6 protein-coding genes, 1 tRNA gene and 1 pseudogene are annotated in these 8545 nt (G+C 62.1%); 2 read left to right on the top strand and 6 right to left on the bottom strand.

Annotated features, from left to right (window positions below):
- Together gltA and gltX are read right to left on the bottom strand one after the other, a co-directional pair.
- Window positions 1-936 (bottom strand): citrate synthase (gene gltA / locus B3H86_RS09160; RefSeq protein ID WP_292053166.1); only part of this gene is annotated, 936 nt, incomplete at its 3' end.
- Between the two features lie 65 nt (window positions 937-1001).
- Window positions 1002-2417, bottom strand: a complete 1416-nt coding sequence (gene gltX, locus B3H86_RS09155; RefSeq protein ID WP_292053164.1) for a glutamate--tRNA ligase — start codon at window positions 2415-2417, stop codon at window positions 1002-1004.
- On the opposite strand from gltX, the pseudogene B3H86_RS09150 reads away from it, so the two are divergent.
- A pseudogene (locus tag B3H86_RS09150) lies at window positions 2389-2967 on the top strand (DUF4131 domain-containing protein); the annotation flags it as partial. The gene gltX and the pseudogene B3H86_RS09150 sit on opposite strands and share 29 nt — an antisense overlap.
- 183 nt (window positions 2968-3150) lie before the next feature.
- Window positions 3151-4584 (top strand): ComEC/Rec2 family competence protein, encoded by a 1434-nt coding sequence (locus B3H86_RS09145; RefSeq protein ID WP_292053247.1) that lies wholly within the window; start codon window positions 3151-3153, stop codon window positions 4582-4584.
- Here B3H86_RS09145 and lexA read toward each other — a convergent pair.
- The 4 genes from lexA to B3H86_RS09125 form a co-directional block, all read right to left on the bottom strand.
- Window positions 4578-5279 (bottom strand): transcriptional repressor LexA, encoded by a 702-nt coding sequence (gene lexA, locus B3H86_RS09140; RefSeq protein WP_292053162.1) that lies wholly within the window; start codon window positions 5277-5279, stop codon window positions 4578-4580. The genes B3H86_RS09145 and lexA overlap by 7 nt on opposite strands.
- Before the next feature lie 197 nt (window positions 5280-5476).
- Window positions 5477-5553 (bottom strand) — tRNA-Asp (locus B3H86_RS09135).
- A gap of 189 nt (window positions 5554-5742) precedes the next feature.
- Window positions 5743-6303 carry a GNAT family N-acetyltransferase gene (locus B3H86_RS09130; RefSeq protein ID WP_292053160.1) on the bottom strand — a complete coding sequence of 187 codons (561 nt, stop codon included), beginning with the start codon at window positions 6301-6303 and terminating at the stop codon, window positions 5743-5745.
- Window positions 6303-8489 (bottom strand): S9 family peptidase, encoded by a 2187-nt coding sequence (locus B3H86_RS09125; protein ID WP_292053158.1) that lies wholly within the window; start codon window positions 8487-8489, stop codon window positions 6303-6305. Before B3H86_RS09125 ends, B3H86_RS09130 begins: the two co-directional genes overlap by 1 nt.
- Between the last annotated feature and the right edge of the window lie 56 nt (window positions 8490-8545).

Here is an 8545-nt window from a genome sequence, read left to right as displayed (position 1 = left end):
GTTCTTGTACACGCGGTGGCCGAAGCCCATCAGCTTGTACTTACGGTCCTTAACGCCTTGGATGAACTCAGGAATGCGGTCCGGAGTACCGATTTCCTTCAGCATGTTCAGGGCTTCTTCGTTCGCGCCGCCGTGCGACGGGCCCCACAGGCAGGCGATGCCGGCTGCGATACAGGCGAACGGGTTGGCACCGGACGATCCGGCCAGACGGACGGTCGAGGTCGAGGCGTTCTGCTCGTGGTCGGCGTGCAGGGTGAAGATGCGGTCCATAGCGCGGACGATGCGCGGATCGACCTGATAGTCCTCGGCCGGAACGGCGAAGCACATGCGCAGGAAGTTCTCGGCGTACGACAGGTCGTTGCGCGGCGAGATGAACGGCTGGCCGATGTGGTACTTGTACGCACGGGCAGCGATTGTCGGCATCTTGGCGATCAGGCGGATAGCCGAGATGTCGCGCTGTACCGGATCGTTGATGTCTAGGCTGTCGTGGTAGAAGGCCGACAGGGCACCGACGGTACCGACCATGATGGCCATCGGGTGCGCGTCGCGGCGGAAGCCCTCGAAGAAGCGGTCAAACTGCGCGTGCAGCATGGTGTGCTTGGTGACGGTTTCCTTGAACGCTTCGTATTCGGCAGCGTTCGGCAGTTCGCCCTTCAGCAGCAGGTGGCAAACTTCGAGGAAGTTCGACTGCGAGGCCAGTTGATCGATCGGATAGCCGCGGTGCAGCAGAATGCCTTCGTCACCGTCGATATAGGTCAGGCCCGACTCGCACGAGGCGGTCGAGGTGAAACCCGGGTCGAAGGTGAAGGCACCGGTGCCGGCGTACAGCTTGCGGATGTCGATAACGTCCGGACCGGTCGAGCCGGACAGGACGGGGAGTTCGATGCTCTTGTCGCCAAGGGTAAGTGTGGCGGCAGGTTTAGCTTGTTCAGTCATCTGGGCCCCTTGTTATACTTCGGACCGGGCGCGGGGAGGCGGACGGCCTTGTGTTGGTTGTTGTTTTACTTAGTCTGTTGCAGCGCATCATCCAAGCGCTGGAGACTTTCGTCGCGGCCAATGGCGACCAGAATTTTTGCGATATCTGGAGCCGGAACACCGCCTGTCAGAGCGGCGCGGGCAAAAGGCCCTATTTTTCCGAAGCCTACACCTTCTTTTTCAGCAAAGGTTTTAAGTTCGGTCTCGAGATTTTCAACATTCCACGCGTGAACATCGTTCAGGTGCTCACGAAGTCGTGAAAGTCGGTCGAGGTTTTCGCCCTGCAACATGCCCGCGCTTTTCTCGTTAAGCGGGATCGGGCTCACCAACAGGGCGAATTGAACCTGATCGGCCAGTTCCGGCACCAATTTGGCGCGGTCCTTGATCAGGGGGATGGCGCGCAGCAGCTTTTCGCGGCCTGCGTCATCAAGTTTCTGGCCACGCGAGGCCAGAACGCCAGCGGTCAGATCAGCAAGGCGCTGATCGTCGGCCTGACGGATCCAGTGGGCGTTGACGTGCGCCAGCTTGTCGAAGTCGAGGCGGGCCGGAGCCTTGTTGATGCCGCCGAAGTCGAACCAGGCCTTGGCCTGTTCGTCGTCGAACAGTTCGTCATCGCCGTGTGCCCAGCCCAGGCGCGCCAGATAGTTGCGCATGGCTTCGGGCAGGTAGCCCATTTCCGCATACTCGTGGACGGCTTGTGCGCCGTGGCGCTTGGACAGCTTGGCGCCGTCCGGTCCGTGAATGAGCGGGATGTGGGCGAAGGTCGGGCGCGTCCAGCCGAGAGCGTCGTAAATCAGGCTCTGGCGGGCGGCGTTGTTCAGGTGGTCGTCGCCACGGATCACGTGGGTGACGCCCATGTCGTGGTCATCGACGACAACCGCGAGGTTGTAGGTCGGAGCACCATCCGAGCGCAGGATGACCAGATCATCCAGCGCCGAGCTTTCCCAGCGCACGGTGCCCTGTACGGCGTCGTCCACGACGACAGCCTGATCCAGCGGGCGACGGAAACGCACGGTGAACGGTTTTTGCAGGTCCTCGTTGGTGGGCTCACGGTCACGCCACGGCGAGACAAATTCCTTGCCCTCGGCCTTGGCCGCATCGCGCAGCGCGCCGGTTTCCTCGGCGGTCAGGAAGTCGCGGTAGGCGTGGCCGGTATCCAGAAGCTGCTGGATGACCTCGCGGTGACGGTCGGCGCGGGCGAATTGATAGACAGGCTCTTCATCGCCGATCAGCTGCAACCACTCCAGCCCGTCGAAAATGGCCTTTACCGCTTCGTCGGTCGAACGTTCACGGTCCGTGTCTTCGATACGGACCAGAAATTTACCACCGTGGCCTTTTGCGTACAGCCAGTTAAATAACGCAGTTCTGGCACCGCCGATATGCAGGTAGCCTGTCGGCGAGGGGGCAAAGCGGGTGACAACAGTCGAGGATGGGGAGGTCATAGGCAATGAGTCCAATACAGCCGCCCTTATACGCGCGTCAGCGGCAAAACGAAGCCTTACGGTAAAGTTGATCGCCGGTTTCCGTTCGCGCATTCGGCGTGAATGGAATGCCCAAAGTCAGCGTTGGCCACTCTGGTCGGCGGTGTTCTTTGGCGGGGGTTGTGCCACGTATTTTGCGTTTGGCACAGAGCCTCCATTCTGGCCGTTGATAATTATAGCTTTTTTGTTGTTTTCGCTGTGGTTTTCGGCGCGCTTATTGGGCGCTGGCCGGGCCATCACACTGCCGCTTCTGATGCTGGCCTGTTTTGGGGGCGGACTGGCAGTCGCCAAAATGAGATCCGATGCCGTGGCGGCTCCCATTGCACCTGCGATGACTAAACCGACTTTGGTCGAAGCCTATGTCATCGACGTCGATTCTCCGGGCGCGCGTGGCCATCGGGTTGTCCTGGCCCCCGTCAGGATTCGCGGTCTTGAGCCCTCACAGATTCCTTTGCGTATCCGGGCCACGGTCAAAGGTGATCCGCCACGGCCAGGAGAAGCGGTTTCCATATTCGGATTGATCAATCCTCCACCCGCGCCAGCCTCTCCCGGAACCTATGATTTTGGGCGGATGGCCTGGTTTCAAAGCATGGGAGGGGTGCTGTTCGGCTTGACCGAGACACGGGACGCGTCGCTGGCTCCGCCGCCATTTCCTGTCAGGCTTGAAATGAGGATCAATGCGATCCGATTTTCCTTGGCCGAACGTCTGGTGGCGCGGTTGGGGCAGCAGCAAGGCGGCATCGCTGCGGCGATGGTGACGGGCCATGAGACCTGGATCGGAGAAAGCGACCTGCAGGCCATGCGCGATTCCGGACTGGCGCATATTCTGTCGATATCCGGACTGCATATGGCGGTTGTGGGCGGGTTTGTCTTCTTTCTGTTTCGCCTTCTCATCGCCATGTGCCCTTGGCTGGCGTTGAGGGTTTCCGGCAAAAAAGTCGCGGCCTGCGCAGGGTTGGTGGCTGTCGGGGCCTATCTGGTCCTGTCCGGCGCGCCACCGCCTGCCGAACGCGCGGCAGTGACGGCTTCGATTGCATTCGGGGCCATTTTGCTGGACCGCAAAGCCATCAGCATGCGGGCCTTGGCGACCGCGGCCATTGTCGTGCTGGTGATGCAACCCGAAGCGGTGGTCACGCCGGGGTTCCAGATGTCGTTTTCTGCGACCGCAGCCTTGGTTGCGTTGGCAGAGGTGTGGCCACGGCGCATCAAAGAGATCAATACCCCTTGGCCGATTGCGGCCTTGCAGCGCGCAGTGTCATGGGCCGGTGCTGCGGTTGCGGCCAGCTTTGTTGCGGGCATGGCGACGGGGCCGTTTGTCATGCACCACTTCAACCGCACCAGCGTCTACGGACTGGTGGCCAATATGGCCAGCGCGCCACTGGCTGATATGGTTATGCTGCCTGCGCTGGCGCTGGGTGCGGCCTTGGAGCCTCTGGGCCTTGGCGGGCCGTTTTTGTGGGTCGCGGGGCAGGGCGTGCAGTGGATGCTGACCATCGGCCACTGGGCGGCGCAGTTGCCGGGTGCGGTCAAGACTATGGCAGGCGCGCCGCCACAGGCCCTGCCGATCGCCTTTGTCGGTATCTTGATCATATGCCTGTGGCGCGGGTGGTTGCGGCTGCTGGGGCTGCCTCTGGCCTGCGCGGTGTTGTTATGGCCACGCGAGACACCGCCGGATATCTGGATCGGCGACTCAGCGACCAATGCGGCATGGGTTTCCGGCGATCAGGCGACCGTTTTCCGCACGGTCCGCGCTTTTTCGTCCGAGATATGGGCACAGCGGTGGGATCTCGAGCGGGTTCCGCGCGACAAGGCCGCGTGGAAATGCGGGCGCACCCATTGCGCGGCGTTGGAGGCCACAGCCCCCGTTGCTCTGTGGTGGGGCAGGGCGAGTCCCGCAGCCGACAAGCTGAGCCAGATGTGTCTGACGGCAGAGGTTGTTGCTGTGCGCGCTGTCGTCCACCAACTGCCGCAAGAGTGCGCGAACAGGCTGGTGTTGGATGGTCAGGACTTTGCAGAGCGCGGCGCGGTCGAGCTGTGGCGTGACGGAACTGGATGGCGCGCGCGCTGGGTGCGCGATGCGCGTGGTATCAGGCCGTGGTCACGGTGGGGCGACCCCGATTATCAGTGATAGCGGCGGATAAGTCCGACCAGCTTGCCTTGGACCTCGACCTGATCCGGCCCGAAGATGCGGGTTTCATAGGCGCGGTTGGCCGGTTCCAGAGCGATGGACTGGCCCTTGCGACGCAGGCGCTTCAGCGTGGCTTCCTCGCCCTCGACAAGGGCAACGACGATCTCGCCGTTGTTGGCGTTGTTGGTGCGTTTGATCACCACGGTGTCGCCGTCGAGTATGCCGGCCTCGATCATCGAGTCGCCTTCGATCTCCAGCAGATAGTGCTCGCCCGAGCCGAGGATGGATTCCGGTACCGGAATACGGTCCTGTTCGTGCTGGATGGCGGCAATCGGCGTACCGGCGGCGATCTTGCCCAGTAGCGGCAGTTCGCGCACGTCGTTGGCGGCTTCCTGAACGGGGGCGCGGTTCATGCCGCCGCCATCGATGACACCGGGCTTGAACGGGGCGCGGCCCTTGGCGGGCGCGGCGGCGGTCGCCTGTTCCGGCATTTTGACGACTTCCAGCGCGCGGGCGCGATGCGCCAGACGGCGGATGAAGCCGCGTTCCTCAAGGGCGGTGATCAGGCGGTGGATGCCCGATTTGGACGCCAGATCGAGCGCTTCCTTCATCTCGTCAAAAGAAGGCGACACGCCGGTTTCCTTGATGCGTTCATGGATGAACATCAGGAGTTCGTGCTGCTTCTTGGTGAGCATGTCAGGGGCGCTTTCAGAACAAGGCGTGAACCGTTGCCGAATGTTCTGTAAGTGTTCTGGTTAAAAGTCAACTAACGCCAGGCTGAAACGGCAACAGGCGCACGAAGGCGCTGTGGTGGGGCGTATTTCGATTTTGAGGGGAAGTGTTTCGGACCAAGAGCGGTATGCGCCACTCCGTACTTCATTAAGAAGGGGAGTGGCGCGAGTGACGGGGCTCGAACCCGCGACCTCCGGCGTGACAGGCCGGCACTCTAACCAACTGAGCTACACCCGCTTGGTCCCGTTCGCGCCGTGTCCGGCGGGAACGAGGTGGTGTTTAGGTGGGGCAGCGTTTCGGGTCAACGGGAAAAATGCATACCCCTGAAAAAATACGGCAATTTGCGAAATGGTCCGCGATTTAAGAACCTTAGTCGATATGGAAACGGGGGCGTTTCCGCCCCCGCAAAGCCTGATTTTCCGGCCTTTAGCGGCCCTTGTCGCTGAGGAGCAGGGCCGGCCCATCGGGCGGACTGGTGTCGGCGGCACCCAATGGCTTTTGCATGAAGATGACATCGCGCCAACCGTCCAGTTTCCATCCGGCAGAGGTGAATCGGCCTGAATCAGCGAATCCGCGCGAGCGATGAAGGCCTATGGATGATTCATTTTCGGAATCACCGATGACGGCGACCATCTGGCGGGCCCCTTTTTGCTCGCATTCCAGAATCAGGCGGTCGAGAAGGGCACCACCGACGCCCAGCCCCTTGGCCACCGGATCGAGGTAGATCGAATCCTCGACCATGTAGCGATAGGCCTCACGGGCGCGGAACGGCCCCGCATAGGCATAGCCGATCACCTGACCATCGCGTTCGGCGACCAGGTACGGCATGCCCAGGGCGCGGATGTAGGCGAAACGGGCCTTCATCTCGTCCTCAGTCGGCGGGACCAGTTCGAACGTGCCGCAGGCATAGTTTACCCATCCGGCATAGATGCGTGTGATGGCGGGGAAGTCGGTTTCCACCGCCTCACGGATACTGAACCCGGGCATCAGGCGAAGTCTTTTTCCCAGCCCTTGTTCACGGCCCAGATCGCGAAGGCGTAATCCAGCGCGATGTCCTTCAGATAATCGAAGCGGCCCGACGAGGCGAAGTGGCCCGCCTCCATATTGATCTTCAGCAGCACCGGATTGGTTGAGGTGGTGTGGTCACGCAGACGGGCGACCCATTTCTGCGGCTCCCAATAGGTGACGCGCGGGTCGGACAGGCCGCCGGTGGCCAGAACAGCCGGATAGGGTTTGGCCGAGATCTGGTCGTAGGGGCTGTAGGACCACATGTAGTCGTAGGCGGCGGCGTCCTCGATCGGATTGCCCCATTCGGGCCATTCCGGCGGGGTGAGCGGCAGCGAGGTATCGCTCATGGTGTTGATCAGGTCCACGAACGGCACGCCGCCGATGATGCCCGCCCACAGTTCGGGGCGCATATTGGTCACGGCCCCCATCAGCAGTCCGCCCGCCGAGCGGCCCTCGGCCACGATGTTTCCGGCGCGGGCATAGTTCTTTTCGATCAGGTGATCGGCGGCGGCGATGAAGTCGGTGAAGGTGTTCTTCTTGGTGAAGCGGCGGGCGTTCAGGAACCAGTTCCAGCCCTTGTCCGCACCGCCACGAATGTGGGCGATGGCATAGATGAAGCCGCGATCCACCAGCGACAGGCGGTTGGTCGAGAAGCCAGCGGGCATGGACATGCCGTAAGAGCCATAGCCGTACAGCAGCACCGGGGCCGAGCCGTCCACGGGGGTGTCCTTGTGGCGCAGGATGGAAACCGGAACCAGTTCGCCGTCCGATGCTGGCGCGTTCAGGCGCTCGACGATATAGTCGGCAGGGTTGTGGCCCGACGGGACTTCCTGAACCTTGCGCAGCACGCGTTCGCGCGACTTCTGGTCATAGTCATAAACCGAGGTCGGCGTGGACATGGAGTTGTAGGTGTAGCGGATGACCGTGGTGTCGAACTCCGACGCGCCAGCCAGCGACAGGCTGTAGGCGGGCTCGTCCACGCGGATCTCGTGCTCGCTGCCCGTGCGGTCGCGGATGACGATGCGGGTGTTGGCGTCGGCGCGTTCCTGACGGGCGACGAAGTCCTTCGTCAGCGAGAAGCCTTCGATGTAGCGACCGGGCGTATGGGGAACGAGGTCCTTCCAATTGGCCTTGGCGGGGGCGTCGGTCGGCGCTTCGACGATCTTGAAGTCGATGGCGTCGTCGGCGTTGGTGCGGATCACCCAGCGGTCGCCCCAGTGGTCCATCGAATAGAGGCGGGCCTCGACGCGCGGCTCGACCACCACCGGCGTCGAGGTGGGATCATTACCTGGGATCAGACGGGATTCGGAGGTTTCCTGATTGGCGATGGTCACCAGCAGGAAGGCGTCGTCCGAGGTGCGGCCAAGGCCCAGGAACATGCCCTCGTCCTCTTCCTCGTAGACGAGCGTCGTCTCGCCGCCCTTGGCAGGACGACGGAAAATCTTGTCAGGACGGCCATTGTCATTGCGGTTGGTCCAGAAGATCCACTGGCTGTCGGGCGAGAAGGTGAAGTCGCCCGTGGCCGACTCGATCACGTCCGGCAGGACCTGTCCGGTGGCCAGGTCCTTCACATAGATCTTGTAGACCTCTGAGCCTTGGGCGTCCTCGGAATAGCCGAACAGGCTATGGTCGGGGCTGGCCTCGGTGTCGCCAACCTCGGAGTAGGCCTTGCCCTCGGCCAGTTTGTTGGCGTCCAGCAGGATTTCCTCGCCGTCGGTGCGGCCGCGCGGACGGCGGCAGTACAGCGGGTGCTGATCGCCCGCATTATAGCGGGTGTAGTATTCCCAAGGGCCGTCGGCGGACGGAACCGAGGCGTCGTCTTCCTTGATGCGCCCCTTCATCTCTTCGAACATCTCCTTCTGGAGCTGTTCGGTGGAGGCCATCATGGCCTCGCGATAGGCGTTCTCTTCGTTCAGATGCTCTTTGACGTCCTGTTTGATCAGGGACGGGGCGCGCAGGACGGCCTGCCAGTTGTCGTCCTTCATCCACTGGTATTCATCGACGCGGGTGCGGCCCAGCTGTTCGATGGTGACGGGGACTTTCTTGGCAACGGGCGGTACTGGGCGAGGCATTCTGGCTCCGGTGGTTTGGGGCGCGGCAAGGGCAGGTGATGCGGCCATCAGGCCGGCAGCAGCAGTCGTGGCAATCAGTTCACGGCGATTCATCGACAGTCCCTTGCAGAGTTGTTTCGGCAGGACCTTGTGCCGACACAGACCAGAGG

Source organism: Brevundimonas sp. UBA5866, from assembly GCF_002432125.1.
GTDB lineage: Bacteria > Pseudomonadota > Alphaproteobacteria > Caulobacterales > Caulobacteraceae > Brevundimonas.
The sequence above is the reverse complement of the archived record's forward strand: the minus strand, read 5'-3'. Positions and strand labels throughout refer to the sequence as shown.